This window comes from Parvularcula oceani (assembly GCF_000733125.1).
Lineage (GTDB): Bacteria > Pseudomonadota > Alphaproteobacteria > Caulobacterales > Parvularculaceae > Parvularcula > Parvularcula oceani.
In genome coordinates this window covers 186,715-212,208 of sequence record NZ_JPHU01000004.1, presented here as the reverse complement: position 1 = coordinate 212,208, position 25,494 = coordinate 186,715, and the positions used below count along the sequence as shown (strand labels likewise).

The following is a 25,494-nucleotide window of genomic DNA, read 5'->3' as shown; positions in this document are numbered from 1 at the left end:
CAGGGTACGCTTTGGCATGCCCGCGATAGAGACGCCTCGTCCGGCAGCGTCCGTCCCGCCCCTCGCGGCGGAGGCGCTGCCGGACGACGTGGGAGCGCTCAAGGCCATGGTCGCGCAGCGCGACGCATCCCTCCGCGAGCAGGGCTTCCTGATCGAGAAGCTAAAGGTACAGCTCGCCATGCTGCGGCGGCAGCGCTTCGGGGCGAAGAGCGAGGGGCTCGACCAGCTCGATCTCCTGATCGAGGCGCTTGAGGAGGAGATCGGTGCGGCTGAAGGCGCGGCACCCGGAGCGGCAGCCGTCGACGCCGACGAGGTGGCTGGCGAGGAAGAGGCGGACGTCCGCGCGGCACCGAAGCGCAAGCCCTTCCCGGATCACCTGCCGCGCGAGGTGGTCGTGCACGCGCCGGACGAGAGTTGCGCCGGCTGCGGCGAGCCTATGCGTCCCCTCGGCGAGGACGCGCGCGAGCTCATCGAGTACGTCCCCGGACGCTTCGTCGTGCACCGCCACGTGCGGCCCAAGCTTGGCTGCCGATCCTGCGGGACGATCGCGCAGGCGCCGATGCCGTCCCTGCCGATCGAGCGAGGCAGCCCCGGTCCTGGCCTGCTCGCGCACGTCCTGGTCTCGAAGTACGCTGACCACGCGCCACTGAACCGTCAGTCTGAGATCTACGCGCGAGAGGGCGTGGAGCTCAGCCGGTCCACGCTCGCGGACTGGGTCGGCCAGTCGGCGGGCCTGCTTCGCCCGCTCGTGGATGCGGTCGGCCGACACGTCATGGCGGGCTCCTCGATCCACACCGACGACACGCCCATCCCGGTGCTCGACCCAGGCCGCGGCAGGACGAAGACGGGGCGCTTATGGACCTACGTCCGGGACGAGCGGCCTTGGGCCGGGCCTGCCCCGCCTGCCGCCTTCTACCGCTACTCGTCGGACCGGAAGGGCGAGCGGCCGCGCGATCACTTGAAGGGTTACTCAGGCCTCCTGCATGCTGATGGCTATGCGGGTTACGACAAGCTGACCGCCGACGGCACCGGCATCACCGAGGTCGCCTGCATGGCGCACGTCCGGCGGAAGTTCTTCGACATCGCGAAGAGCACCGGCTCGCCGGTCGCGACCGAGGCCGTTACCCGCATCGCCGCCCTCTACGGGGTCGAGAAGCGGATCAGAGGCTGCCCGCCGGAACACCGCGCCCAGGTCCGCCAAGCCGAGGCGAAGCCGCTCTTCGAGGACCTCGAGCGGTGGCTCGCCGCGACGCTGCCCAGCTTGCCGGGCCGCTCGTCCCTCGCGCAGGCCATCCGCTACGCCCTGACCCGCATGAAGCGGATGACGACCTACCTCGAGGACGGCACGGCGGCCATCGACAACAACGCGGCGGAACGTTCCTTACGCGGCATCGCGATCGGGCGTAAAAACTGGACTTTCGCAGGCTCCGACCGGGGCGGCGAGCGCGCCGCCGCGATCTACACCCTCACCGAGACCGCCAAGCTCAACGGCATCGACCCACAAGCCTGGCTCACCGACGTGCTCGGACGCATCGCCGACCACCCTGTGAACAAGGTCGACGAGCTGCTGCCCTGGAACTGCCCCTTAGCACGCTGACGGTGCCGTCGGCGTACGCTTACGGTCGTGCCGCCGACATAGCCGTCGCCATGCGCCTCCTGGCAGGCTGCGAGTTCGGAAAGGACATAGGCGGCCCGCTCCCTGGCCCGCCGATCGCCGCGCGCCGCCGTCAGCGACAGCGCGGTCAGGTAGTGGCCGAGCGTGTGCCCGGCGATCCCTCTCGCCTCCCAGCCGCCATAAAGCGCGCCTTTGGGTTCGAGACCGGCGAAGCGGCGGAAATTGTGGAGCAGCCGATCGGCGTCGAGAAAGAGGAGGTAGTCCGTATTCGCATTGACCGCGTCGAGGAAGGGCGAGGGATCGAGCGCCAGGTCCCGGAGCGGAAGCGGCTGGACCGGGCCCGAAGCCAGGGCGCCGGTGCCTGCCGCCGCGCGGCCCGCAAGCCCCAGAAGAGCGATCGATGCGGAGGAGGCGAGGAATGTGCGGCGACGGATCTTCATGACGGCTTCCTTCCGTGACCATGCCTCGGGGCCCGATCGCCCCGCGCGATGTTCCCCCGATCCGCTCGCGCGGGATCGGGGGTTCAGGGCCTAGTACTCGTAGCGTGCGCCGAAGATGAAGCGGCGCCCGATCAGGTAGTTCCGGAAGTTGTGCAGCTCGGGCGTGCCGAAGTCCTCGAAGCGGTAGTAATCCTGCGTCAGCTCATCGGTCAGGTTGATCGCATCGAAGGTCAGCTCGATGTGCTCGCCGATGTCGAGGCTGGTGGACAGGTCGAGGCTCTTTTCGGGTCGGCGCCAGATGCCGAGCGGGTTGGCGAAAAGGGCCGCTTCGTTTTCGAGCAGGAATTCCTCCCGCCAGACATAGGAAAGCCGGGCGCCGATCGGGCCGCGCTCATAGGCGAGCGTCGTGTTGAACGACAGATCGGACACGCCGAAGAAATCGTTCTCCCTTTCATCGACGATCTCGCCCCTATCGTTCGGGATCGGGATCGTCTGGTTGGAGCTCAGGATCGTCGCGCTGCCGAGGAAGCCGAGGCCGTCGAGAGGACCGGGCAAAGCGTCCGGGAACCAGGTGAAACCGACCTCGGCGCCTTCGAGCGTGCCGTCCGACGCGTTGACCGGCTGGGTGACGATGAAGAGCGATGTGTCGGGAAAGCGCGAGTCGTTGATGATCTGCGGATTGCGGATCGTGACGACCAGCCCCTCCACCTCGCGGCGGAACAGCGTCGCGTAGATCGCGTCATTGTCCCCGAAATACCATTCGGCCGAGAAGTCGATATTGGTCGCCTTCGTCGCTTCGAGATCGGGGTTGCCGCCCGCGCCCGAGCCGTAGCCGAGATCGCTCAGATCACCGGTCAGGCCGATATTGGGGTTGAGGTCGCCAAAGGCCGGCCTGCGGATCGATTCGCCATAATTGAACCGGAACAGGAGGTCGTCGGTCGCATTATAGGTGAGGAGCGCGAAGGGCAGGATCTCCCTGTCGTCCTTTTCGACCGAGGTGACCGGCGCCTGACCGGTGTTGAGGAACTCGCCATAGTCCCGGAACTCGATCTCGGTGTTGAGATCGACCAGACGCACGCCGAACTGCGAGGACAACGGACGGCCGAACAGCTCGTGCTCGGCATCGATCTGGGCGTAGAGCTCCATCGTCGTCTCTTCGACATCGAAGGTCTCGAAGAGGTCGAGGTCGTCTTCGAACAGGACGTTCAGATCGGGGAACCTGTCGGCATAGAGCTGTCGGACGGCATCCCGGTTGTCGAGGAGATAGTATCCGTTATTGACCACCCAGCTTTCCGGAATGCTCGCGCGGCCGTCGAAGAAGTTCTCGTTATAATACTGGAGGTCCGGATCGAGCTCTGAGAGCACGACGCCGAGATCGGGGAATTCCTGCGGCTGACCGACTTCGGAGGCGGTCGCGCCGCGGCGGTCCCAGCGGACGCCGAAGCTGATCTGCTTCCACGGCCTGTCTCCGTCCCAGCCGAGGTCGTAATCGACGTCGGTCATGAAGGTGAGCCCGTCGCCGGTATTGGCTGCCTTGTTGTCGAACAGCGCGCCGACGAGCCAGCTGTTCGGATCGGTGAGGTGGGAATTGTCCGGCACCCCGCCAAGAATCGAGCCGCCTTCGGGAATGTCGAGGAAGGTATAGGCGGGCAGACCGTCATCCGCGTTGAAGTCGATGAAGAGGGCGTCAGGGTTCTGCACCGGCACCAGGCGCTGGGCGAAGAACTGCGTGTCGAACTTGCTGTCCTGATAGGACAGGTCGGACACGATGTTCATGCGGCCGTCGAGCACCGTCCAGTCGGCGTTGAAGCCGACCGCATGAGTGTCCGTGCTGGACTTGGTGATGTCGCCGCTTTGAAACCCGGCCGGGGCGCCGACGAAACGCTCGGAGATGATGTTGGTGCCGTCATAGAATTCGGCTGTCGCAGCCGGATTGGGTCCGAGAGCGCCCCAGAAGTCGACGAAGGCGAAGTGCAGGTTGTTGAAGAGCTCGTTGCGGAAGCCCTGGTAGAGATATTCGAGCGTGTAGGTCGTGTCCTCATTGGGCTGCCATTGCAGGGCAGCCGATGCGGCCGGGCGTTCGCGGTCGCCATAGCCGTCGGTATTGATCATGGCGTCCCGGCTCAGGACGTAAGGACGGCCGTCGGGCAGGGTCGCGCCTTCTTCATAAGACAAGCCCGTCGGCAACCCGACCGGCCAGCCATCGAAATAGCGCTGGAGAGGAGTGAATCCGGCAGGGGGATCGTTCGGCGGCGCGAAAGGCACCATGGCGCCGGCGAAGGTCAGCTGGTCGCGATACTCGGTCGACTGATAGCTGAGATTGACCGAGGCGCCGAAGCGGCCGGCATCCGTGTCCCAGGTGTCCTTGATCAGGATCGAACCCGCCGGGGTCCAGCTGTCGCCCTGCTCGTTGTAGAAGGCGCGGCCCTGAAGGTTCAGGTCGAACCCGTCCGTATCGAGAGGGCGCCGCGTGCTGATGTTGATGAGGCCCGCGAGGCCGGCGGGAATCTGCTCGGCCGACCGGGTCTTGTAGACGTCGATCCGGTTGACCAGCGTCGAGGGAATATCCTGAAGCGCGAGCGCGGTGCCGCCGGCGGTGAAGACGTTGCGCCCGTTCCAGGTCGTGGTGGCGTCGGGAAGGCCGCGGATCGTGATCGCGGACGCCTCGCCGGCCTGCCGGTTGGTGACCTGCACGCCGGTGACCCGCTGAAGGGCCTCGATCACGTTGTTGTCCGGGAACTTGCCGATATCTTCGGCGACGATCGAGTCGACGATCTGGGTGGAGCCGCGTTTGAATTCGAGGCCCTGCTCGATCGACTGCCGGATGCCCTCGACGACGATGACGTCCGTTTCGGGCGCATCGAATTGCTGGCTGTCGGCGTCCGCGTCGGTCTCGACCTGCGCCAGGGCCGCGCCTGTCGCCGATAGGGCAAGAGAAGACGCGGTTGCGTAGACGATTCTCTTCAAGATCATGTTTCCGTCCCCGTTTTTGTACGCGATCGTCGCCGCGCTCTTTGTTCGTTACCTACGCTTCCCCTGTCGCATTGGTCACGTTGGAAACGTTTGCGGTCCCCGCAGCGCAGGGGCTTCGCTGCCCCTTCGCGCTGCGGGAGAGGGCGCCGGGCACCGGGGCTTGCGACCCGCTGCCCGGCCGTCAGCTACTCGGTGTCGACCGTCACGACGGCGAGGGAGCGCGGCGGCAGTTCGAAGCGCAGGCCGGAGCGGGTTTCCTCCCCGGTGAAGTCGGTCGGCACGACCCTTTCGGGCGCTTCGAACGTGTTGTGCGCGTCGATCTCGTCAGCTGTCAGGAGCTGCCCTGTCGCAACGCTGCCTCGAAGTCCGGTGCGGATGCGCGCCGGCTCGTCCGGCGACAGGTTCACCATGGACAGGACCACCGTGCCGTCCTCCTGCCGCGCTGCCGAGACGTCGACATGCGGCATCGAGGTCTCGCCGATCTCCACGTTCGGCGAATCGAATTCGACCTCCAGCGGCGTCGCGCCCTTGAAGGGCTTGTACATCATCAGCGAGTGGTAGGTCGGCGTGAGGATCATGTCCGGCCCGTCCGTCAGGATCGAGGCCTGCAGGACGTTCACCATCTGCGCGATGTTCGCCATCTTCACCCGGTCGGTATGCCGGTGGAAGATGTTGAGCGTCAGGCCGGCGACGAGGGCGTCGCGGATCGAGTTCTGCTGGTAGAGGAAGCCGGGGGTGGAGCCTTCTTCGGAGTCGTACCAGGTCCCCCATTCGTCCACATAGAGCGCCACGCGGCCTTCGGGGTCGTACTCGTCCATGCGGGCGACATGCTCGGTGATGAGGTCGTCCATCCGCAGGCTGTTCTTGAGCGTGCTCGCCCAGGCCGCCTCGTCGAAGCCGGTCGCCGCGCCCTTGTTCTCCCAGCTTCCCGGGAAGGTGTAGTAGTGGAGGCTGACCGCATCCATGAGCCAGGGCTTCACGTCGCGCATCAGCACTTCGGTGAAGTTGTAGTCGTCGACATTGGCTCCGGTCGCCACACGCGTCATGTCCATGCCGGGAGGCGTGTCGACGAAGGTCGCATAGCGGTTGTGAAGCTCGGCCGAGTATTCCGGCGTCATGTGGCCGCCGCAGCCCCAGCTCTCATTGCCGACGCCGAAATAGGGCACGTCCCAGGGCTCTTCCCGGCCGTTCTCCGCCCGCTCACGCGTCAGGGTCGTGTCCTCGTCCGAGGTCATGTACTCGATCCAGCGGCTCATCTCGCGCGGCGAGCCGGAGCCCATATTCCCCGCGACATAGGCGTCCGCGCCGATCCGCTCGGCGAAATTGAGGAATTCATGAGTGCCGAACGCATTGTCGTCCGTCACCCAGCCCCAATGCGTGTTGATCCGGACCGGGCGCTCCTCGCGCGGCCCGATGCCGTCGCGCCAGTTGTATTCATCGGCGAAGCAGCCGCCGGGCCAGCGCAGGACCGGCACTTCGAGGTCTTCAAGGGCTGCGAGGACGTCGTTCCGATAGCCGTTCGTATTGGGAATTTCCGAGTCCTCTCCGACCCAGATGCCGCCATAGATCCCGCGGCCGAGATGCTCGGCGAAGTGGCCATAGACCTCCGGCTCGATGGGATCGCCGGCTGCTTCGTCCGAGATCGAGACCCGTATGGTCGGGCCCTGCTGCGCGAAGGCCGCGCAGTGAAGGGTCGCGGCCGCCGTGCCGATGGCAAGCGCTGCCTTGAGCGAGTTGATCATTCCAGTCTCCTCCTTCTCGCCGGGCGCGCTCGCTGACGCCCCGGTCGTCTCGTTGCGATGGCGGATGCCATCGGGTTCAGCCGATGCTGCTTTCCCGAACGATCAGCTCGGGCGGAAGCAGAGTGGTCTGCGCATTGCCGCCATCGATCAGTTTCAAGAGCAGCTCGACCATGGTCACGCCGCCCCGCTCGATCTGCTGGCTGATCGTCGTCAGGGCGGGATCGAAATTCGCTGCCATGCGGATGTCGTCATATCCCACGATCGCGACGTCATCCGGAACCGAAAAGCCGGCCCGCCTCAGGGCGGTCATCGTGCTCATCGCGATGACGTCGCTCGCGCAGAAGAGCGCGTCGAAGTTCACGCCGCCCGCGATGATGCGCTCCGCGGCCGCGCGGGCCTCGCGGCCGTCAAAGGGCGCATCGAAGATGATGCCGTCATCGACCTTGCGGCCCGCGGCCGCGAGCGCCCTCTTATAGCCCTCGAGCCTGAGAGCGATTTCGGGCTCGGCGGGATCGCCGACGAAGCCGACCACCTTCCGCCCGACATCGATCAGGTGCTCGGTCGCCATCATCCCGCCGGAGACATTGTCCGTTCCGACCACGACGTAATTGTGGTCGGGAAGGTGGCCGCCCCAGACGACGATCTGCGGGTACATACTGGCAAAGCGCTGAAGCGCCTCGAGATCCTGGCCCTGTCCCATGATGATGATGCCGTCGGCGCGTCCGCACTGGATCGAGTTCTTCTCGACCCCGTCGAGCCAGGGCGCCTTCTTCGTCAGGAGGAGATCGTAGCCTTGATCGGAAAGCGCGTCCGAAAGCGCGCCGAGCATGTCGAGATAGAAGGGGGCCGACATGTGCTGACGGCCGCGCGTCGCCAGCGGGATCAGGACCTCGATCGAACGGGTTCGCTTCTGGCGCAGGCTGCGCGCATTGATGTTGACGTGGTAGTTCGCGCTCCTCGCGATCTGGAGGACGCGCATGCGCGTCTTCTCGGCGATGAGGGGAGAACCGGACAGGGCCCGCGACACGGTGGCCTCCGATACGCCGGCGAGCTTGGCGATGTCGAACATCGTCGTCTCGGTGCGCGTCCGGCTTGGGCGGTCCTGCTCCATCCGCGGATCACACGACCGATTGCAAGAATTTGCAAGCGGCGCTCCCTTTGTAAAGGTTTGCAACGGGGGCCTCTTCACAAAACTCAGTTTGCGCTCTGGAGGCGGCGTCCACCTCTCGACTATGCAGTGTCAGGGAAGCTGGCGATGAAGCCGGATAACTTCGCGTTGTCTCTTTGCGCCCGACTGCCCCAAGACATGCCGGTCGAGCGCAAGCGGAGGTTCTGAGATGGCAATGGGAGCGGCGTTCATCCTCGCCGGGCTGGCCGGTCTGCTCGCGGCGGGCGCGGACGGGCCTCTGGCGCTCAGCGGGGATGTCGCCCCGGTGCACGACCCGGTCGTCCTGAAAGACAACGGACGCTTCCACCTCTTCAACACCAGCCATCTCGGCGACGGGCCCGGCCTGATCGCATGGCGGACCTCGCCGGACCTCCGGCGCTGGTCGGCGAACGGTGCCGTCTTCCAGGACTTGCCGGAATGGGCGCGCGACTACGTGCCCGGAACCCGCGGGCTGTGGGCGCCGGACGTGATCGCGGCCGAAGACGAGGTCCGCGTCTATTATTCGGTCTCGACCTTCGGAAAGAACCGCTCGGCGATCGGCCTCGTCACCACGCCGACGCTCGATGAGAGCGACCCCGGATTCGGCTGGACCGACCGGGGAATGGTCTATGCCTCGGACGCGGAGGACGACTTCAACGCCATCGATCCGAACATCCTGATCGATGGCGAGGGGCGGCACTGGATGTCGTTCGGAAGCTTCTGGACCGGCCTCAAGATCATCGAGCTGGACCCCGCCACCGGCAAGCCGCTGGAGGGTGCCGAACTGATCGCGATCGCGAAGCGGCACGCCGAAACGGACGAGGAGGCGCCCATCGACGCGCCGAACGCGATCGAGGCGCCGTTCATCGTCGCGCATGAAGGCGACTACTACCTCTTCGCATCGCGCGGCTTCTGCTGCCGCGGCGAGGACAGCACCTACAATGTCGTGGTCGGGCGCGCTGAGGCGCCGACCGGCCCTTATCTCGACCGCCAGGGCATTCCGATGACGATGGGCGGGGGGACGCAGGTCCTTTCCGCTGCCGATGAGGGTGGACGGTTCGCCGGGCCCGGTCACAACGCGGTGCTGCAGCGCCCGTCCGGCGACTACATCCTCTACCACGCCTATGACACGGAGGCCGGTGGCCGGCCGACGCTGAGGATACGGCCGCTCTCATGGGGGCAGGACGGCTGGCCGTCCATCGACTGAGGCCGGAAGACGAACATCAAAAGAGGCCGTGAAGCGCCTTGCTGGGTAGGAAACGAGAATGAGTTTCGGCGTTTTGGATTGGGTCGTGCTCGGCCTGTTCATGCTTGCCCTTCTGGGCATCGTGGTCTGGGTCGCTCTTCAGAAGGAAGACGATACCGAGGACTATTTCCTCGCGGGGCGGAATGCGGGGTGGCTGGTGATCGGGGCGTCGATCTTCGCCTCGAATATCGGCTCGGAGCATCTGGTCGGCCTCGCCTCCGCGGGCGCGGAGAACGGCTTCGCCATGGCCCATTGGGAGCTCCAGTCCTGGATCATCCTGATGCTGGCCTGGATCTTCGTGCCCTTCTACTGGCGCACAAGGATCTTCACGACCCCGGAATTCCTCGAGCGGCGTTATTCGCCGGAAACCCGAACCTTTTTCTCCTTCATCTCGCTCGTCTCCTATGTCCTGACGAAGGTGTCGGTGACGGTGTTCGCGGGCGGGCTCGCCATCCAGGAAATCTTCGGGATCGACCGGATGTTCGGCGTCGACTTCTTCTGGATCGCGGCGATCGGCCTGGTCATCCTGACCGGGATCTACACGGTCGTCGGGGGCATGAAGGCGGTCCTGTGGACGTCCGTCCTGCAGACCCCCGTCCTGCTTCTCGGCTCGATCATCATTCTCTTCGCCGGCCTGACGCAGCTCGGCGCGGGGCAGGGGCTTCTCGAAGGCTGGGCGACGATGAGCGAGGTGTCCGGCGAGCGCATGCATCTCTTCCGCCCGGCCGACGACCCGGAATTCCCGTGGCCGGCGGTGATCGGCGGCTCGATCATCATCGGCCTCTGGTACTGGTGTACCGATCAGTACATCGTCCAGAGGGTGCTGTCCGCCCGGAACATGACCCAGGCTCGGCGGGGCGCCATTTTCGGCGGTTACCTCAAGCTCTTCCCGGTCTTCATCTTCCTGGTGCCCGGCATGATCGCCTTCGCGCTCGCCGAGGAAGGATTGCTGGACCTCTCCGCGGGACCGAACGCGGCCTTCCCCGTCCTGGTCCGCGAGCTCCTGCCTGCCGGCGTGAAGGGGATCGTGCTCGGCGGAGCGATCGCGGCGCTGATGAGCTCGCTCGCCTCGCTGTTCAACTCGTCGGCGACGCTCTTCACCGTCGACTTCTACGAGCGGATGCGGCCCGGCCGGACGCAGCACCACTACCTCAATGTGGGCCGGATCGCGACGGCGGTCGTCGTGCTTCTCGGCGTCGCCTGGGTGCCCGTCATCCCGCTGCTCGGCGACAGCCTCTACGAAGCGCTTCAGAAGGTGCAGGGCCTGATCGCGCCTTCGATCGTGGCGGTGTTCTTCCTCGGCATCTTCTCGAGCCGGATCACGCCCAAGGCGGGCTATTTCGGACTGATCATCGGCTTCTGCGCCGGGATGCTCCGGCTGGTGCTCGACCTGTCGCCGCAACTCGCCACGTCGAACGCGTTCTTCAACAGCATCCAGACGATGAACTGGCTCTACTATTGCTGCGCGCTCCTGATCTTCACGATCCTCGTGATGATCGCGATCAGCCTGATGACGAAGGCCAAGACGGCCGCCGAACTCGGCGGGCTGACACTCGGCTCGACCACGCCCGAACAGCGTCAGGAAGTGCGCGAAAGCTGGTCGGGCTGGGACGTGTTCCACTCCGCGGTGATTGTCGGGATCATCGCGCTGATCTACGTCGTGTTCTGGTAGAGCACGGCCGATCCTCGACAACAGTGCCGGAAGCGGCTCCTGGCGAGCGCTTCCCTTCCTTGAAGAAAACGACAGCGGCGCGCGGCGCTGCGGGTCCATCAGGCCGAGGAGCCAGACAATGACGACTTCCGATCTCAAGCAGCACAAGGTGTGGTTCGTCGTCGGCAGCCAGCACCTCTATGGTGAGGAGACGCTCAGGCAGGTCGACGCGCAGTCGCGCGAAATCGCCGCCCATCTCCACGATGCCAGCGAAATTCCGGTCGATGTCGCGTTCGAGGGCGTCGTCAAGACGCCCGGCGAGATCATGGAGGTCTGCCGCCGCGCGAATGCGGATGACAGCTGCGTCGGCCTGATCTTGTGGATGCACACCTTCTCGCCGGCGAAGATGTGGATCGGCGGGCTGCAATCGCTCGACAAGCCCTTCATGCAGCTGAACACGCAGCATGGCGCGCAGATCCCGTGGTCCGACATCGACATGGACTACATGAACCTCAACCAGTCCGCCCACGGCGACCGGGAATTCGGCTATATCTGCAGCCGCCTCAGGATCGACCGCAAGGTGGTCTGCGGGCACTGGAAGGACCCGTCGGTCCTCTCCCGGATCGGGGGCTGGACCCGCTCGGCCGTCGGCCGCCAGGCCCTGCGCACCACGCGCATCGCGCGCTTCGGCGACAATATGCGCCAGGTCGCGGTCACCGAAGGCGACAAGGTCGAGGCGCAGATCAAGCTCGGCCTCACCGTCGACGGCTATGGCCTGGGAGATCTCGCCACATTCGTCGAGGGCGTCTCCGATGCGCAGATCGGCCGCGAGGTCGAAGCGGTGCAGGAGGCCTATGACGTGCCGGACGAGCTGGCCCCGGGCGGCGAGCGCCACGCATCCCTGACGGACGCGCTGAGGATCGAACTGGGCCTGCGCGGCTTTCTCGACGAGCACGGCTATCACGGCTTCACCGACACCTTCGAGATCCTGCACGGCGTCAAGCAGCTGCCCGGCATCGGCGCGCAGCGCATGATGGCGGACGGCTACGGCTTCGGCGCGGAAGGCGACTGGAAGACCGCCGCGCTCGTCCGGGTGATGAAGATGATGGCGAGCGGCCTGGAAGGCGGCACCTCCTTCATGGAGGACTACACCTACCACCTCGCCGAGAGCGGCGGCCTGGTCCTCGGCTCCCACATGCTCGAGGTCTGCCCGACCATCGCCGCGGGGCGGCCGCGTGTCGCCGTCCACCCGCTGTCGATCGGCGGCAAGGAGGACCCGGTCCGCCTGATCTTCTCCGCGCCCGAAGGCGAAGCCATCAATGTCGCGATGATCGATCTCGGCAACCGCTTCCGCTTCGTGTGCGGCGAACTGGACGTGTTGTCCCTGCCACACGAAATGCCCAAGCTGCCGGTCGCTTCGGCCCTGTGGAAGACCCGGCCCGACTTCGAGACCGGGACGGCTGCCTGGATCCATGCCGGCGGAGCGCACCACTCCGGCTTCTCGATGGCGCTGAACGCGGAGCATATGCGCGATCTCGCCGAGATGGTCGGCGTCGAATTCCTGACGATCTCGAACGACACGACGATCCAGAGCTTCAAATCCGAGATCCGGACGGGCGAGGCCTATTACCGCTGAGGCGCGGGAAGCGCGCCGGGAGAGCAAGATGAGCACGATCGACGATCTCAAAGAGGCGGTCTTCGCCGCCAATCTCGACCTCGTCAGGCATGGCCTCGTCATCCTGACCTGGGGGAATGTCAGCGGCATCGACCGCGAGCGGGGCCTCGTCGTGATCAAGCCGAGCGGCGTGCCCTATGACGGCATGACCAGGGACGACATGGTGGTGATCGATCTCGACGGGAAGGTCGTGGACGGAAAGCTGAAACCCTCTTCGGACACGGCCACCCATCTCGTCCTCTACAAGGCGTTCGAAAGCATTGGCGGGGTGGCTCATACCCATTCGACCCATGCGGTCGCCTGGGCGCAGGCCGGCCGTTCGATCCCGCTTCGAGGCACAACGCAGGCGGATTATTTCTCCGAGGACATTCCCTGCACCCGCGACATGCGGCAGGAGGAGATCGAGAGCGAGTTCGAGCACGAGACGGGGAATGTCATCGCCGAAACGATCGGCGAGCGCGACCCGCTGCACGTTCCCGGCATCCTCCTCAAGAACCACGCCCCCTTCACCTGGGGACGCAGTCCGGGCGAGGCTGTCCGCAACAGCGTCGTCCTCGAAGAGGTCGCGCGCATGGGCGTTCTGACGGAACAGCTCAATCGCGACGCGACCATGAACCCCCATCTCGTCCGCAAGCATTTCGAGCGCAAGCACGGCCCGAATGCCTATTACGGGCAGAAATGACGAAGAACGAAGGAGGCCAGGCGGTGACGGAACGGACGCTGGTTCTGGGACTGGATTACGGCACGGACTCTGCGCGTGCGCTGCTCGTCGACGCGGAGAGCGGCGAGGCCCTGGCGAGCGCCGTCGCGCCCTACAGGCGCTGGGCCGAGAAGCGCTATTGCGATCCGTCCAAGGATCAGTACCGCCAGCATCCGCAGGATTATCTCGATGCGCTGGAAGAGGCGGTGTCAAAGGTCCTCGCCGATGCGGGCGAGGGAAGCGGCCAGCGCGTCGCCGGCCTGTCCTTCGATACGACCGGATCGACGCCCTGCATGGTGGGCGAAGACGGCGTCCCGCTCGCCCTGAAGCCGGAATTCGCCGACGACCCCGACGCGATGTTCGTCCTGTGGAAGGATCACACCTCCGTCGAGGAGGCCGAGCACATCAACAAGACGGCGAGAACCTGGAACACGGACTATCTCAAGCATGTCGGCGGGATCTATTCCTCCGAATGGGGGTGGGCGAAGGCCGCCCATGTCCTCCGGCACAATGACGCCGTCCATAAGGCCGCCCGTTCCTTCGTCGAGCATTGCGACTGGATGCCGGCCCTGCTGACGGGGCGCCAGGGCCTTGTGGACATGCCGCGCGGGCGCTGCGCCGCCGGGCACAAGAACCTCTGGGCCGAGGAATGGGGTGGCCTGCCCGAAGAAGGCTTCCTGACGGCGATCGAGCCGCGTCTCGCAGGGTTCCGCGAGACCTTCGCGCGCGAAACGCTGACGAACGATCAGGCCGTCGGAAAGCTGACGGCGGAGTGGGCCGGGCGCCTGGGGCTGACCGAAGACGTGGTCGTCGGCGCAGGCGCCTTCGACTGCCACATGGGCGCGGTCGGCGGCGAGATCCGCCCGGGCAGCCTGTCGCGCGTCATCGGCACCTCCACCTGCGACATCATGATCGTGCCCGAGGACAAGCTGCGCGACCGGACCGTCGCGGGGATCTGCGGCCAGGTGGACGGCTCGGTCATGCCGGGCTTCATCGGCCTCGAGGCCGGCCAATCCGCCTTCGGCGATCTTTACGCCTGGTATGCGGACCTTCTCGCCTGGCCCCTGCGGGAACGGGCGCGGCGCGATCCGTCCCATGCGCAGGAGGCCGAGGCGCTCAGGGACGAGATGATCGGGATGCTGAGCGAGGCCGCGGCGCGGATAGAGCCCGGCGAGTCGAGCATTTTCGCCATCGACTGGATGAACGGCCGGCGCACGCCCGATGCGAGCCAGACGGTGAAGGGGGCCATTGCGAACCTCTCCATGGGCTCGGATGCGCCGCGCATCTTCCGCGCCCTGGTCGAGGCCACCTGCTTCGGCAGCCGCGCGATCGTCGAGCGCATCCGCGAGGAGGGCGTGGCGATCGAGGAGGTGATCGCGCTCGGCGGGGTCGCCCAGAAATCACCGCTCGTCATGCAGATCATGGCCGATATCCTCGACATGCCGATCCGGGTGGCGCGCTCCGAGCAGACCTGCGCGCTCGGCGCGGCGATGTTTGCGGCCGTGGCGTCCGGGCTGCACGGCGACGTCAATCGGGCGCAATCCGCGATGGGGGCGGGGTTCGAAACCGAATACACGCCCGATCCGGCGCACCGCGACCACTATGAGAAAGTCTATAACGAGCACTACAAGCCGCTCGGCGCGCTGATCGAGAACCAGCTGACATGAGCGGATCGCTGCGCCCCTATCTCGACACGATGATCCGCGCCGCCGAGGCGGCCGGCGAGGGCCTCACCGAGAGCTTTTCGCGCCTCGGAAGCCTGGCGGTCGACAAGAAGAAGCCATCCGACTTCGTCTCGAGCGCGGATCTCGAAGCCGAGAAGACGATCTTCGGGATCCTGCGCGGGGACTGGCCGGAGATCGGCGCGCTGCTGGAGGAGGGGGGCGTCGTCGAGGGCGAAGACCCGGACCATCAGTGGGTGGTCGACCCGCTCGACGGAACGACCAATTTCCTGCACGGCATTCCGCATTATTCGGTTTCCATCGCGCTGACGCGGCAAGGCCGGCCGGTCGCCGGAGTGGTCCTCAACCCCGCAGCGGGCGAGCTTTATTGCGCGACCGAGGGCGGCGGCGCCACGCTCAACGGCGAGCCGATCGCCGTCTCCGCGGACGCGCCGCTTGAGGAACTCGTGTTCGGGACCGGACTGCCGTTCCGCGACAAGCGGGGGCACGAGGCGTTCGCGCGGGAACTGATCGCCCCGATGAAGGCGCTGGCGGGCATCCGCAGATTCGGTTCGGCGGCTCTCGACCTGGCCTTCGTCGCCTGCGGGCGCTTCGACGCCTTCTGGGAACACGACCTGAACCAATGGGATGTCGGCGCGGGCATTCTCCTCGTGCGAGAAGCCGGCGGCGAGGTGACGGAGGCCGACGGCAAGACGGCCGATCTGCCCTACCGCTCCATCCTCGCGACCAATGGCGGGTGCCACCGGCAGGCGCTAGAGCTCATCGCCGGGCGTTGACCGAGGCCGGAGAGGTCAGGCTCCCGTTGAAGACGATCAGCGTCGCAGCGAGGCCGTGAATGAGCGCCAGGACGGCGAACGCCTTCTCGCGCGCCTCGGCAATGGGAAGCGGCAGGATGATCGCCGCGACCAGCGTCGCCAGAAACAGAGCCGCGATCAGCGGCTGTCCCGCGGCCTGCCTGCTCTGACTGTCTGACGGATGTCGGGTCTTGAACATGTCGTGCCCCCTTCCGGGCTCTTCTTCAGCTGGAGGGTCTGACCTCTCCAGCCAAGATATGTTGCAATGCAGCATGAACGACAATGCCGTGTCGCTCCCGACAGTCGTGACGGACAGGCACGAGTGGGCGCTTCGAGCGGCCCTTCCGCGCCGTCCCGCCCCCCGAGAGGGCGGAGAAGGCCGCCTCTGCCGAAAAAAAAGCCGCCGACCCGAGGGCCGGCGGCTTCGATCCGAGCGATGTCTCGCAGATCAGCGCTGATGCATCGGCACGTAATCGCGCTGCGCCGCGCCGGTGTAGATCTGGCGGGGACGGCCGATCTTCTGGTTGGGATCGGACAGCATTTCCTGCCACTGCGCGATCCAGCCTACCGTGCGGGCGAGGGCGAAGAGCGGAGTGAACATCTCGGTCGGGAAGCCGAGCGCCCGCAGCGTGATGCCCGAATAGAAGTCGATGTTCGGATAGAGCTTCTTCTCGACGAAATAGTCGTCCTCGAGCGCGATCTTCTCGAGCGCCACCGCCACGTCGAGCAGCGGGTCCTTGACCCCGACCGCGTCGAGCACTTCGTGACAGGCCTTCTGCATGACCTTCGCGCGGGGGTCGTAGTTCTTGTAGACCCGGTGGCCGAAGCCCATCAGGCGGAAGGGATCGGACTTGTCCTTCGCCTTCTTGACGTATTCGCCGACCCGGTCGGGCGTGCCGATCTCCATCAGCATGCGCAGCGCCGCCTCGTTCGCGCCGCCATGGGCGGGACCCCAGAGGCAGGCGATGCCGGCCGCGATGCAGGCGAAGGGGTTGGCGCCCGAAGAGCCCGCGAGCCGCACGGTCGAGGTCGAGGCGTTCTGCTCGTGATCCATGTGCAGGATGAAGATCTTGTCGAGCGCGGCGGACAGCGTCTTGTTGACCTGATAGTCCTCGGCCGGAACGGCGAAGCACATGCGCAGGAAGTTCTCGGTATAGTGCAGGTCGTTGCGCGGATGCACGAAGGGCTGGCCGACCATGTACTTATAGGCCATCGCCGCGATGGTCGGCACCTTGGCGATCATCCGGTGCGTCGCGATCTTGCGGTGCTCCGGATCGTTGATGTCCGTCGAGTCGTGATAGAAGGCCGAGAGCGCGCCGACCGCGCCGCACATCACCGCCATCGGGTGGGCATCGCGGCGGAAGCCGTTGAAGAACTGCTTGAAGTGCTCGTGGACCATCGTGTGATAGGTGATGGCGTCCCTGAACTCCACGCACTCATCATGGTTCGGCAGCTCGCCGTTGAGCAGGAGATAGGCCGTCTCGATGGAGTCGGAGTTCTCGGCCAGCTGCTCGATCGGGTAGCCCCGATAGAGGAGCGTGCCCTCGTTCCCGTCGATGAAGGTGATCTGGCTTTCGCACGAGGCCGTGGAGGTGAAGCCCGGGTCGAAGGTGAACTTGCCCGTCGCCTTGGTCAGGCCGCGAATGTCGATGACGTCATTGCCGTGCGTGCCGGAGTAGACGGGAAAGTCGTTCCCCTCGATCGAGGCCGTGTCGGTCTGGTTGAGCTTTGATTCCATCGTCAGTCTCCGATTGTGAGCGCGCCCGGCAGGAGGCCGATCGCAGCGTCGGCGGGGCGAAGAAGGCCCCGAAAGGATCGTGTCTTTGTGCGGCGCGACAATACCGAGCTACAGCCGGTCCGCAAGGCGCGCGAGCGCTTCATCCCGTCCTAGGGCATGTAGCGTCTCGCCGAGCGAAGGGGAGGGATGCCCGGCGGTCAGCGCCGCCCGCACTGGCGGGCCGACCTGGCCGAAGGACAGGCCCTGCGCCTCGGCGAAGGCCTGAAGGCGCAGGTCGAGCGCCGCCGCGGACCAGTCCTCGGCGCCTTCGAGGTTCTCGCGCACGCCGCGCAGGACATCGCCCGCCGCCTCCTTCTTGAGCGGCTTGGCCGCCTTGCCCGTCACCTCGAAGGGGCGGGAGAGGAGGAGGAAGGCCGCAGCGGGTCCGATATCCGTCAGAAGCTGGCAGCGCGGCTTGAGGAAGGGGGCCGCCCGCGCGAGCATGTCCCGCTGCGCATCGGTGGGCGGCTCGTCCAGGAAGGGCAGGGCGCGGCTCACGAACTCCTCGTCGGGCAGCGCCGAGAGATGGGCCGCGTTGAGGCTTTTCATCTTGTCGGGGTCGAGCCTTGCCGCGGCCTTGCCGATGCCCGACAGCGAGAACCATTCGAGCGCCTGGTCCCGCGTGATGACCTCGTCGTCGCCATGGCTCCAGCCGAGCTTGAGGAGGGCGTTGAACAGGCCCTCCGGCGAGAAGCCTTCTTCGGCATAGGCCTCGACGCCGAGGGCGCCATGGCGCTTGGACAGCTTCTTGCCGTCCTGGCCGTGGATGAGGGGCACATGGGCGAAGAGCGGCACGTCCCAGCCCATCGCGTCATAGATGTGCTTCTGCCGGGCGGCATTGGTCAGGTGGTCGTCGCCCCGCACGATATGGGTCACGCCCATGTCGCGGTCGTCCACCACGACCGCGAGCATATAGGTCGGCGTCCCGTCAGAGCGCAGAAGCACCACGTCGTCGAGCGCGCCATTGGGAAAGCGGACCTCGCCCTGGACGGCGTCATCTATGACCGTCTCGCCTTCGAGCGGCGCCTTGAGGCGGATCGAGTAGGGCCCGTCCTCCTCGCCGCCTTCGCGATAGGGGCTGGTGAAGCGGGTGTTCGCTTCCCGCGCCTCGGCCCTGGCGGCATCGAGCGCTTCGCCCTGAAGCCAGCATCTGTACGCCTTGCCTTCGGCGAGGAGCTGCCGCGCCACCTCGGCATGGCGCTCCTGATTGGCATGCTGGCTGACCGGCTCGCCGTCCCAGTCGAGCCCGAGCCAGCGGAGGCCGCCGAGGATCGCCTCCACCGCGCTCTCGTCGTGGCGCGCCCGGTCCGTGTCCTCGATGCGCAGCAGGAACTTCGACCCTTCGGGCGCCGCCTTCCCTCTGGCGAGCAGCCAGTTGAACAGCGCCGTGCGGGCGCCGCCGATATGCAGGTAGCCTGTGGGCGAAGGCGCGAAGCGTGTCACGATGGGCGTATCGGGCATGGGTATCCTTGGTTGGGAGCGGGACGGTGATAGGAGCGGCGGCGGGCACTGCCAAGCGGTGGCAGGCAGGGGACACCCTGCCTCAGGCGATCGTGCGCACCGCCCGCGACTGGGCCGGGCGCGAGGCGCAGCGTTTCCTTCTTGCTGCGCCGCTCTTCATGATCGCCGGCATCGCTCTGTGGCTCTTCCTGCCGCGGGACCCGCCGGCCCTGGCCGGACCGGCCCTGCTGGCCGCGGGCATCGCAGGGTGGTGGATCGGCAGCCGCCGGGACCGCCAGCGCCTCCGGCTCGCCTGCCGGATGGCAGCTTTCGTGATGCTCGGCTTCACGCTGATCGATCTGCGCAGCGCCAGCGTCGCCGCGCCGGTGCTGACCCGCGAAACCCCGCCCGTGACCGTCGAAGGCGTGCTCGAAGAGATCGAAAAGCGCGATAGCGGAAGACGCTATACGGTGCGCGTCGAGCGGATCGCCGCCTTCGCGCCCGAACGCACGCCGAAGCGCGTGCGGATCACCTGGCGCGGGCGTCCGACATCCGCCGAGCCCGGCGACCGGGTGCGCCTGCGCGCCGTCCTCTCGCCCCCGCCGCCGCCCGCTCTGCCGGGCGGCTACGACTATGCCCGCCAGCTCTGGTTCGAGGGGATCGGCGGCGTCGGCTACAGCTATACCGGCGCCCGGGTCATCGAAGAGGCGGCGCGCCCGGGCCTCGGCGCCCGGATCGAGCGGCTGCGTGAAGCGGTCGCCGACAGGGTGCAGCGCCTGAGCGGCGAGACGGCTGGCGGGCTCGCCGCGGCGCTCGTCACCGGCAAGCGCGAACGGGTGCCAGAAGAGATCGTCGAGCGGCTGCGCGATACGGGGCTCGCCCACCTCCTGGCGATCTCGGGGCTGCATATGGGGCTCGTCTGCGGCTTTCTCTTCTTCGGCCTGCGCTGGCTCCTGGTGCGCTCGGAGTGGCTGGCTCTGGAATACCCCATCAAGAAATGGGCGGCGGCAGGGGCGCTTCTCGGCGGGGCAGGCTATCTCGTCCTGTCCGGCGCCCCGATCAGCGCCCAGCGCGCATTCGTCATGGCTGCGATTACCTTCACCGCCATCCTGTTCGACCGCCGGGCCCTGTCCTTGCGCAATGTCGCGCTCGCCGCTCTCGTCGTTCTCTTCATTCGGCCCGAAGCCGCCGTGTCGGCCGGGTTCCAGATGTCCTTCATGGCCGTGACCATCCTCGTCGCGGCCTTCGAGGCCTGGGAGCGGCGCGGGAGCGGCGCTGCGGCGGGGGCGACGGGAGCGGGTCGGACAGGGCGTTTCTTCGGCGGGCTGTTCATGACCAGCCTCCTCGCCGGTATCGCGACCGCGCCTTTCGCCGCCTACCATTTCGGCCGGGTGGCCACCTGGGGGCTTCCGGCAAACATGGCGGTGATGCCGCTTGTGACCGTCATCGTCATGCCCGCTGCGGTGCTGGGCCTCCTCCTCATGCCGCTTGGGCTGGACGGGCCGCTCTGGTGGATCGTCGGGCGGGGGCTCGAGATCCTTCTCGCCGTGACGGGGTGGTTCGAGGACCTGCCCCACGCGGTGCAGCTCGTGCCCCAGCCGCCTTTCCTCGCCTTCCTCCTCGTGATCGGGAGCCTTCTCGTCCTCTGCCTGTCTGCGGCGCCCTGGCGCCTGGCGGGCCTGCTCCTCCTGCCGCTCGCGGCGCTCATGGCGCAGAGCGCGGTCCCGCCGGACGCCTTCATCGGGCGGGAAGCCCGGCAGGTCGGCGTCCGCACGCCGACCGGCGAGGGCTTGCGCCTCTCGCTCCTCTCGCGGCGCCGCGACCGGTTCTCCGCCGAGGTCTGGATGCGCACGCTCGGCATCGACCCGGTCATCCGGGACCAGCCGAAATTCGGCGAATGCGATGCGCCCGCCTGTTCGGCTGTTCTTCCGGATGGCGGGCGGCTGGCGGTGGCGCAGAGCCCCGAGGCGGCGGCGCAGGCCTGCCGGGAGGCGCAGGTCGTGGTCTATGCCGGCTGGGCGCCCGAAGCCCTCGCGGGAAGCTGCGATGCTCTTTTGCTCACGGCGGAGACCATCGCGCGCGGCGGGCCGGCCCTCCTGACGCGCGGCCGCCTCGTCACCAGTGCGCAAGGACGGGGCTGCCGGCCGTGGACCCGCTGCGGTCAGGCCGCTCCCTGAGGGGCGGCGGGCTTGGTCGCGAAGATCATGTAGTTGACGCTCGCGTCGTCACTGACCCGCCAGCTGTCGAGGACCGGCATGTATTTGACGCCCTTGACCGCCTCGAGCGTCATGCCGGCCGCTTCGAGCGCGCGGCCCGCCTCGTCGGGGCGGACGAATTTACGCGGATCGTGCGTGCCCGCAGGCAGCCAGCGCAGCACGTATTCCGCGCCGATCTTGGCGGTCAGCAGCGCCTTGAAGGTGCGGTTGATCGTGGCGAGCGCCATCAGCCCGCCCGGCTTCACGAGCTGCGCCGATTTGCCGAGGAACAGGTCCACATCGGCGACATGCTCGACGACTTCGAGATTGAGGACGGCATCGAAGGGGGCCTCGCCGCTTTCGACCAGCGCCTCGACCGTCATCGCGCGATAGTCGATGTCGAGGCCTGTCTCGCGGGCATGGGCCATTGCGGTCTTCACATTGCGCTCCGCCGCATCGATGCCGACGACTTCGGCCCCGAGGCGCCGCATCGGCTCGCAGACGAGCCCGCCGCCGCACCCGATATCGAGGAGCCGCAGGCCCTCTAGGGGTTTCTTCGTATGGCGATCGCGGCCGAAATGCTCGCAGATGCGGTCGCGGATCAGGCCGAGCCTTATGGGGTTGAACTTGTGCAGCGGCTTGAACTTGCCGAACGGGTCCCACCACTCGGCGGCCATGGCCGAGAATTTCTCGATTTCCGCGTCGTCGATGGTCGTCGCGCCGGGGAGGCTTTCGTTCGCCATGTGTTCGGGCTCTCGTCTTGCAGGCGTCATAGCCTTCTCGTAGCTAGACCCGTCGGAGGAGGAGACCAAGTACGGCCGTGACGCATCCTGAGGCGAGACAGACACCGCGCGGCCGCAGGGACGACCGCCTGGTCATGAAGTTCGGCGGCACTTCGGTCGGAGATCTTGACCGGATCGAGCGCGTGGCGCGCCATGTCCGGGCGCAGGTGGCCGAAGGCAAGAAAATCTGCGTCACCGTCTCGGCCATGGCGGGCGAGACCAATCGCCTCGTCGACCTCACCCGCAGGGCGGGCGGCGGCGATGTCAGCCGGACGCCCGATTACGACGCCGTGGTATCGACCGGCGAGCAGGTGACCGCGGGCCTTCTCGCGCTCGTCCTGCAGCGCGAAGGGCTCAAGGCCCGCTCCTGGCAGGGATGGCAGGTGGGCCTGCGCACCGATGCCACCCATGGCGCGGCCGTGATCGAAGGCATCGATTCGGAGCGGCTGGGCGGCTCGCTCGATGCCGGAGAGATCGCCGTCGTCTCAGGTTTCCAGGGTGTCGCGCCGGGCGGGCGCATCTCGACCCTCGGTCGGGGCGGATCGGATACGACTGCCGTCGCACTGGCTGCCGCACTGGATGCTGCGCGCTGCGACATCTACACTGACGTCGACGGCGTTTACACGACCGACCCGCGAATCGTCCCGGGCGCCAGGCGCCTCGACCAGATCTCCTTCGAGGAGATGCTGGAAATGGCGTCGCTGGGCGCAAAGGTCCTGCAGACCCGTTCGGTCGGCCTCGCCATGAATCACGGCGTGCCGATCCGGGTCCTGTCGAGCCTCGAGGAACCGCGGGCCGACGCGCCCTGCACGCTGATCGTCGATGAGGAGGCCATTATGGAAAGAAGAGTCGTCTCCGCCGTCGTGCCGAGCCGCGCCGAAGCGAAGATATCCCTGCTGGGCGTTCCGAACACGCCGGGCAAGTCGGCCATGATCTTCGCGGGCCTGGCGGGCGCCAAGGTCAATATCGACATGATCGTGCAGTCGCAGGCCCGCGCCGGCGAATCGGCCAACGTCTCCTTCACCCTCAAGGAGGCGGACCTCGCCAGGGCCCTGGCCCATCTGGCCGAGGTGAAGGACCAGGTCGGCTACACCGATGTGCTGGCCGACCAGAACGTCTCCAAGGTCTCGATCATCGGCGTCGGCATGAACGACCACACCGGCATCGCCGCGAAGATGTTCGAGACGCTGGCCGAGCGCGGGATCAACATCCAGAACATCTCGACCTCCGAGATCAAGATCAGCGTGCTGATCCCGGCCGAATACACGGAACTCGCCGTGCGCGCCCTTCACGACGCCTTCGGCCTCGGCGCGGTCCGTTCCGAGATGGCGGGCGCCGTGTCGTGAGCGTCTCTTCGTCGACGGGCTATGTCCCTCGGCCCCGGTCATCGCCGCGCGTCCTGCTCAAGCGGCTCCGCGAGATCATGGCCGAGGAGACCGAGCCGGAAGCGCGGCTGAATGCGCTGGTCCGCGCCATCGCGGCGAACATGGTCGCGGATGTCTGCTCGATCTATGTCCGCCGCACCGACGATGCGCTCGAGCTTTTCGCGACGGAGGGGCTGAACCCCCGCGCGGTCCACGAAACCCGCCTCAACTGGGGCGAGGGGCTGGTCGGGCGGGTCGCGCAGGACAAGAAGCCGCTCGCCGTGCGCGACGCACCGGCTCATTCGGCCTTTTCCTACAAGGCGGAGACGGGGGAGGACCCGCTCCACGCCTTTCTGGGCGTGCCGATCGTCCGGTCCGGCCATGTTCTGGGCGTGCTCGTCGTGCAGAACCGCGCCCACAGGCGCTATTCCGAGGACGAGACGGAGGCCGCGCAGATCGTCGCCACCGTTCTCGCCGAGATCGTGCAGGCCGGCGGCCTTCTCGACGAGGCCGATACCGAAAGCGCGCGGGCGCTTCTCGCCGCGCCGGAGGATGCGGTCGGCACCGGCGTGTCGCCGGGGATCGTCACCGGCACCGTGGCGCTGCTCGAGCCGGGGCTGCGCGAGCACAAGGTCTTCGCCGACTCGGTCGCGGCCGAGAAGGAGCGGCTCGAGAACGCGATCGCAGGCCTTCAGAAATCCGTCGACGAGATGATCGCGTCCGATGCCCAGCTCTCGGGCATTTCCCGCGACGTGCTCGAGGTCTACCGCCTCTTCGCCTATGACCGCGGCTGGGTCCGCAGGCTCGAGGAGAAGGTGCTCGCGGGGCTGACCGCCGAGACTGCCGTGGAGCAGGTGCAGGCGGAAAACCGCGAGCGGATGCGGGCCGCGCCCGATCCCTATATCCGCGAACGGCTGCATGATCTCGAGGATCTCTCTCGTCGCCTGATCCGCGCCCTGAATGGCGGGGAGGGGCCTCCGCCCCTGCCGGAGAATGCTGTCCTCCTGGCCGACACGCTCGGGCCGGCCGAGCTTCTGGAGCTGGACCGCGACCGGCTGGCGGGGCTGGTCCTGGGCGATGGCGGGGGAACGAGCCATGCGGCCATCGTGGCCCGCACGCTCGGCCTGCCCTTCGTCTCGGGCGTGCCGCAGATCGTCGAGAGCGCGCGCACGGGCGACACGATCATCGTCGACGGCGATCACGGCGAGGTGCATCTGCGCCCGCCCGACGACCTCATCCGCACCTACGAGCAGAGACGCGAACTGCGTTCGGCGCGGCTCGCGGACTATGCGGCGCTGCGCGATAGCCCGGCCCGCACGCTCGACGGCGTGGAGATCGACCTCCAGATGAATGCGGGCCTCGTCCTCGACATGCCCCATCTGAGAGAGACCGGCGCGAGCGGCGTGGGGCTGTTCAGGACCGAACTGCAATTCCTGATCGGCTCGACCCTGCCCACCGCATCCGAGCAGGAGGCCCATTACCGGGAAATCCTGGATGCGGCGGGGGGCAAGCCCGTCGTCTTCCGCACGGCCGATATCGGCTCGGACAAGCGCGGCGGCTACATGCTGCATCCCGCAGAAGCCAATCCGGCCATGGGGTGGCGAGGCCTCAGGCTGTCGCTCGACCGCGAAGGCCTTCTGCGCACGCAGGTGCGGGCGCTGATCGCCGCGGCCGACGGGCGGGAGCTTCGCGTCCTCCTGCCGCTCGTGACCGCCTGCAGGGAAGTGCGCGCCGCGCGCGGCGTCCTCGGCAAGGAGCTCGCGCGCCGCGAGCGCATGGGGAAAAGCCTGCCGGAGCGCGTCCTGGTCGGGGCGATGATCGAGATTCCCGCCGCGGCATGGGAGGCGGGACGGATCGCCGAGGAGGCGGATTTCCTGTCGATCGGCGGCAATGACCTCGCCCAGTTCTTCTTCGCCGCCGACCGGGAATCGGAGCGGGTGTCCCGCCGCTACGATCCGCTCTGTTCGGGATTTCTCAGCTTTGTCGGCCATGCCGCCCGCGAGGCGCAGGCGGCGGGCAAGCCGATCGGCTATTGCGGCGAGCAGGCCTCCGATCCCCTCATGGCGCTCGCCCTTCTGGGGCTCGGCCTGCGATCCCTCTCGGTCACCGCTTCCGCCATCGGCCCGCTCAAGGCGATGATCCGCACCGTCGACCTGGCGGCCCTTAGGTCCTGGCTCGAGCGTGCGGAAGATGGCGCGGAGGGCTCGCTGCGCAGAGACATGGATGTCTATGCGCGGCAATCGAGAATCGTCCTGCCGGACTGGAGCTGAC

At 67.0% G+C, this 25,494-nt stretch carries 17 protein-coding genes and 1 pseudogene; 10 read left to right on the top strand and 8 right to left on the bottom strand.

The genetic code is table 11. The features are described 5' to 3' along the window. Nucleotides 1-16 precede the first annotated feature (16 nt). Nucleotides 17-1,597, top strand: a complete 1,581-nt coding sequence (gene tnpC, locus IE88_RS0106890) for an IS66 family transposase (RefSeq protein ID WP_051881615.1) — start codon at nucleotides 17-19, stop codon at nucleotides 1,595-1,597. Between the two features lie 56 nt (nucleotides 1,598-1,653). Here the strand turns inward: tnpC and IE88_RS18685 are convergent. The 4 genes and pseudogenes from IE88_RS18685 to IE88_RS0106870 all read right to left on the bottom strand — a co-directional run. Then, nucleotides 1,654-2,055, bottom strand: a pseudogene (locus IE88_RS18685) (beta-L-arabinofuranosidase domain-containing protein); the annotation flags it as partial. A gap of 90 nt (nucleotides 2,056-2,145) precedes the next feature. Then, nucleotides 2,146-5,028 carry a TonB-dependent receptor gene (locus IE88_RS0106880; RefSeq protein WP_031552091.1) on the bottom strand — a complete coding sequence of 961 codons (2,883 nt, stop codon included), beginning with the start codon at nucleotides 5,026-5,028 and terminating at the stop codon, nucleotides 2,146-2,148. 185 nt (nucleotides 5,029-5,213) lie between these two features. After that, a complete protein-coding gene (locus IE88_RS0106875; protein ID WP_031552087.1) occupies nucleotides 5,214-6,770 on the bottom strand; it encodes an alpha-N-arabinofuranosidase in 1,557 nt (518 codons plus the stop codon). Between the two features lie 76 nt (nucleotides 6,771-6,846). Continuing rightward, nucleotides 6,847-7,881, bottom strand: a complete 1,035-nt coding sequence (locus IE88_RS0106870; protein ID WP_081871487.1) for a LacI family DNA-binding transcriptional regulator — start codon at nucleotides 7,879-7,881, stop codon at nucleotides 6,847-6,849. Between the two features lie 226 nt (nucleotides 7,882-8,107). Between IE88_RS0106870 and IE88_RS0106865 the strand changes: the two genes are divergently transcribed. The 6 genes from IE88_RS0106865 (at nucleotide 8,108) to IE88_RS0106840 (ending at nucleotide 15,647) form a co-directional block, all read left to right on the top strand. Continuing rightward, nucleotides 8,108-9,124 carry an arabinan endo-1,5-alpha-L-arabinosidase gene (locus tag IE88_RS0106865; protein ID WP_036766721.1) on the top strand — a complete coding sequence of 339 codons (1,017 nt, stop codon included), beginning with the start codon at nucleotides 8,108-8,110 and terminating at the stop codon, nucleotides 9,122-9,124. Nucleotides 9,125-9,182: 58 nt separating this feature from the next. Next, nucleotides 9,183-10,835: a sodium:solute symporter gene (locus IE88_RS0106860; RefSeq protein WP_031552080.1), complete on the top strand. Its 1,653-nt coding sequence runs from the start codon at nucleotides 9,183-9,185 to the stop codon at nucleotides 10,833-10,835. A gap of 118 nt (nucleotides 10,836-10,953) precedes the next feature. Beyond that, the gene (araA, locus tag IE88_RS0106855) at nucleotides 10,954-12,450 is read left to right on the top strand and encodes an L-arabinose isomerase (protein WP_031552077.1); all 1,497 of its coding nucleotides are present in this window, start codon (nucleotides 10,954-10,956) and stop codon (nucleotides 12,448-12,450) included. A gap of 28 nt (nucleotides 12,451-12,478) precedes the next feature. Then, nucleotides 12,479-13,171, top strand: coding sequence for an L-ribulose-5-phosphate 4-epimerase AraD (araD, locus tag IE88_RS0106850; protein ID WP_031552074.1), 693 nt, complete (start codon nucleotides 12,479-12,481; stop codon nucleotides 13,169-13,171). 23 nt (nucleotides 13,172-13,194) lie between these two features. Next, nucleotides 13,195-14,856 carry a ribulokinase gene (locus tag IE88_RS0106845; RefSeq protein WP_031552071.1) on the top strand — a complete coding sequence of 554 codons (1,662 nt, stop codon included), beginning with the start codon at nucleotides 13,195-13,197 and terminating at the stop codon, nucleotides 14,854-14,856. Beyond that, the gene (locus IE88_RS0106840; protein ID WP_031552069.1) at nucleotides 14,853-15,647 is read left to right on the top strand and encodes an inositol monophosphatase family protein; all 795 of its coding nucleotides are present in this window, start codon (nucleotides 14,853-14,855) and stop codon (nucleotides 15,645-15,647) included. Before IE88_RS0106845 ends, IE88_RS0106840 begins: the two co-directional genes overlap by 4 nt. Here the strand turns inward: IE88_RS0106840 and IE88_RS0106835 are convergent. The 3 genes from IE88_RS0106835 to gltX all read right to left on the bottom strand — a co-directional run bounded on the left by IE88_RS0106835 (nucleotide 15,631) and on the right by gltX (nucleotide 18,903). Continuing rightward, nucleotides 15,631-15,864, bottom strand: coding sequence for a hypothetical protein (locus tag IE88_RS0106835; protein ID WP_031552065.1), 234 nt, complete (start codon nucleotides 15,862-15,864; stop codon nucleotides 15,631-15,633). The genes IE88_RS0106840 and IE88_RS0106835 overlap by 17 nt on opposite strands. Nucleotides 15,865-16,113: 249 nt before the next feature. After that, nucleotides 16,114-17,403 carry a citrate synthase gene (gene gltA / locus IE88_RS0106830; protein WP_031552062.1) on the bottom strand — a complete coding sequence of 430 codons (1,290 nt, stop codon included), beginning with the start codon at nucleotides 17,401-17,403 and terminating at the stop codon, nucleotides 16,114-16,116. Between the two features lie 108 nt (nucleotides 17,404-17,511). Next, nucleotides 17,512-18,903 carry a glutamate--tRNA ligase gene (gene gltX, locus IE88_RS0106825; protein WP_031552059.1) on the bottom strand — a complete coding sequence of 464 codons (1,392 nt, stop codon included), beginning with the start codon at nucleotides 18,901-18,903 and terminating at the stop codon, nucleotides 17,512-17,514. A gap of 26 nt (nucleotides 18,904-18,929) precedes the next feature. Here gltX and IE88_RS0106820 point away from each other — a divergent pair, with 26 nt between their 5' ends. After that, entirely contained in the window at nucleotides 18,930-21,059 is a 2,130-nt protein-coding gene (locus IE88_RS0106820; RefSeq protein WP_156032444.1) for a ComEC/Rec2 family competence protein, read from the top strand. Here the strand turns inward: IE88_RS0106820 and ubiG are convergent. Beyond that, nucleotides 21,044-21,850, bottom strand: a complete 807-nt coding sequence (gene ubiG / locus IE88_RS0106815; protein ID WP_238319272.1) for a bifunctional 2-polyprenyl-6-hydroxyphenol methylase/3-demethylubiquinol 3-O-methyltransferase UbiG — start codon at nucleotides 21,848-21,850, stop codon at nucleotides 21,044-21,046. The two genes, IE88_RS0106820 and ubiG, sit on opposite strands and share 16 nt — an antisense overlap. Before the next feature lie 104 nt (nucleotides 21,851-21,954). Here ubiG and IE88_RS0106810 point away from each other — a divergent pair, with 104 nt between their 5' ends. Both IE88_RS0106810 and ptsP read left to right on the top strand, forming a co-directional pair. Continuing rightward, nucleotides 21,955-23,205, top strand: a complete 1,251-nt coding sequence (locus tag IE88_RS0106810; protein ID WP_031552050.1) for an aspartate kinase — start codon at nucleotides 21,955-21,957, stop codon at nucleotides 23,203-23,205. Then, nucleotides 23,202-25,493, top strand: a complete 2,292-nt coding sequence (ptsP, locus tag IE88_RS0106805) for a phosphoenolpyruvate--protein phosphotransferase (protein WP_051881614.1) — start codon at nucleotides 23,202-23,204, stop codon at nucleotides 25,491-25,493. The genes IE88_RS0106810 and ptsP overlap by 4 nt, the downstream gene beginning before the upstream one ends. The last annotated feature ends 1 nt before the right edge of the window (nucleotide 25,494 follow it).

Bases quoted from the DNA above. Each gene is read 5' to 3' on its own strand.
- tnpC (WP_051881615.1), top strand. From the start codon at position 17: ATGCCCGCGATAGAGACGCCTCGTCCGGCAGCGTCCGTCCCGCCCCTC.
- IE88_RS0106880 (WP_031552091.1), bottom strand. From the start codon at position 5,028: ATGATCTTGAAGAGAATCGTCTACGCAACCGCGTCTTCTCTTGCCCTA.
- IE88_RS0106875 (WP_031552087.1), bottom strand. From the start codon at position 6,770: ATGATCAACTCGCTCAAGGCAGCGCTTGCCATCGGCACGGCGGCCGCG.
- IE88_RS0106870 (WP_081871487.1), bottom strand. From the start codon at position 7,881: ATGGAGCAGGACCGCCCAAGCCGGACGCGCACCGAGACGACGATGTTC.
- IE88_RS0106865 (WP_036766721.1), top strand. From the start codon at position 8,108: ATGGCAATGGGAGCGGCGTTCATCCTCGCCGGGCTGGCCGGTCTGCTC.
- IE88_RS0106860 (WP_031552080.1), top strand. From the start codon at position 9,183: ATGAGTTTCGGCGTTTTGGATTGGGTCGTGCTCGGCCTGTTCATGCTT.
- araA (WP_031552077.1), top strand. From the start codon at position 10,954: ATGACGACTTCCGATCTCAAGCAGCACAAGGTGTGGTTCGTCGTCGGC.
- araD (WP_031552074.1), top strand. From the start codon at position 12,479: ATGAGCACGATCGACGATCTCAAAGAGGCGGTCTTCGCCGCCAATCTC.
- IE88_RS0106840 (WP_031552069.1), top strand. From the start codon at position 14,853: ATGAGCGGATCGCTGCGCCCCTATCTCGACACGATGATCCGCGCCGCC.
- IE88_RS0106835 (WP_031552065.1), bottom strand. From the start codon at position 15,864: ATGTTCAAGACCCGACATCCGTCAGACAGTCAGAGCAGGCAGGCCGCG.
- gltA (WP_031552062.1), bottom strand. From the start codon at position 17,403: ATGGAATCAAAGCTCAACCAGACCGACACGGCCTCGATCGAGGGGAAC.
- gltX (WP_031552059.1), bottom strand. From the start codon at position 18,903: ATGCCCGATACGCCCATCGTGACACGCTTCGCGCCTTCGCCCACAGGC.
- ubiG (WP_238319272.1), bottom strand. From the start codon at position 21,850: ATGACGCCTGCAAGACGAGAGCCCGAACACATGGCGAACGAAAGCCTC.
- IE88_RS0106810 (WP_031552050.1), top strand. From the start codon at position 21,955: ATGAAGTTCGGCGGCACTTCGGTCGGAGATCTTGACCGGATCGAGCGC.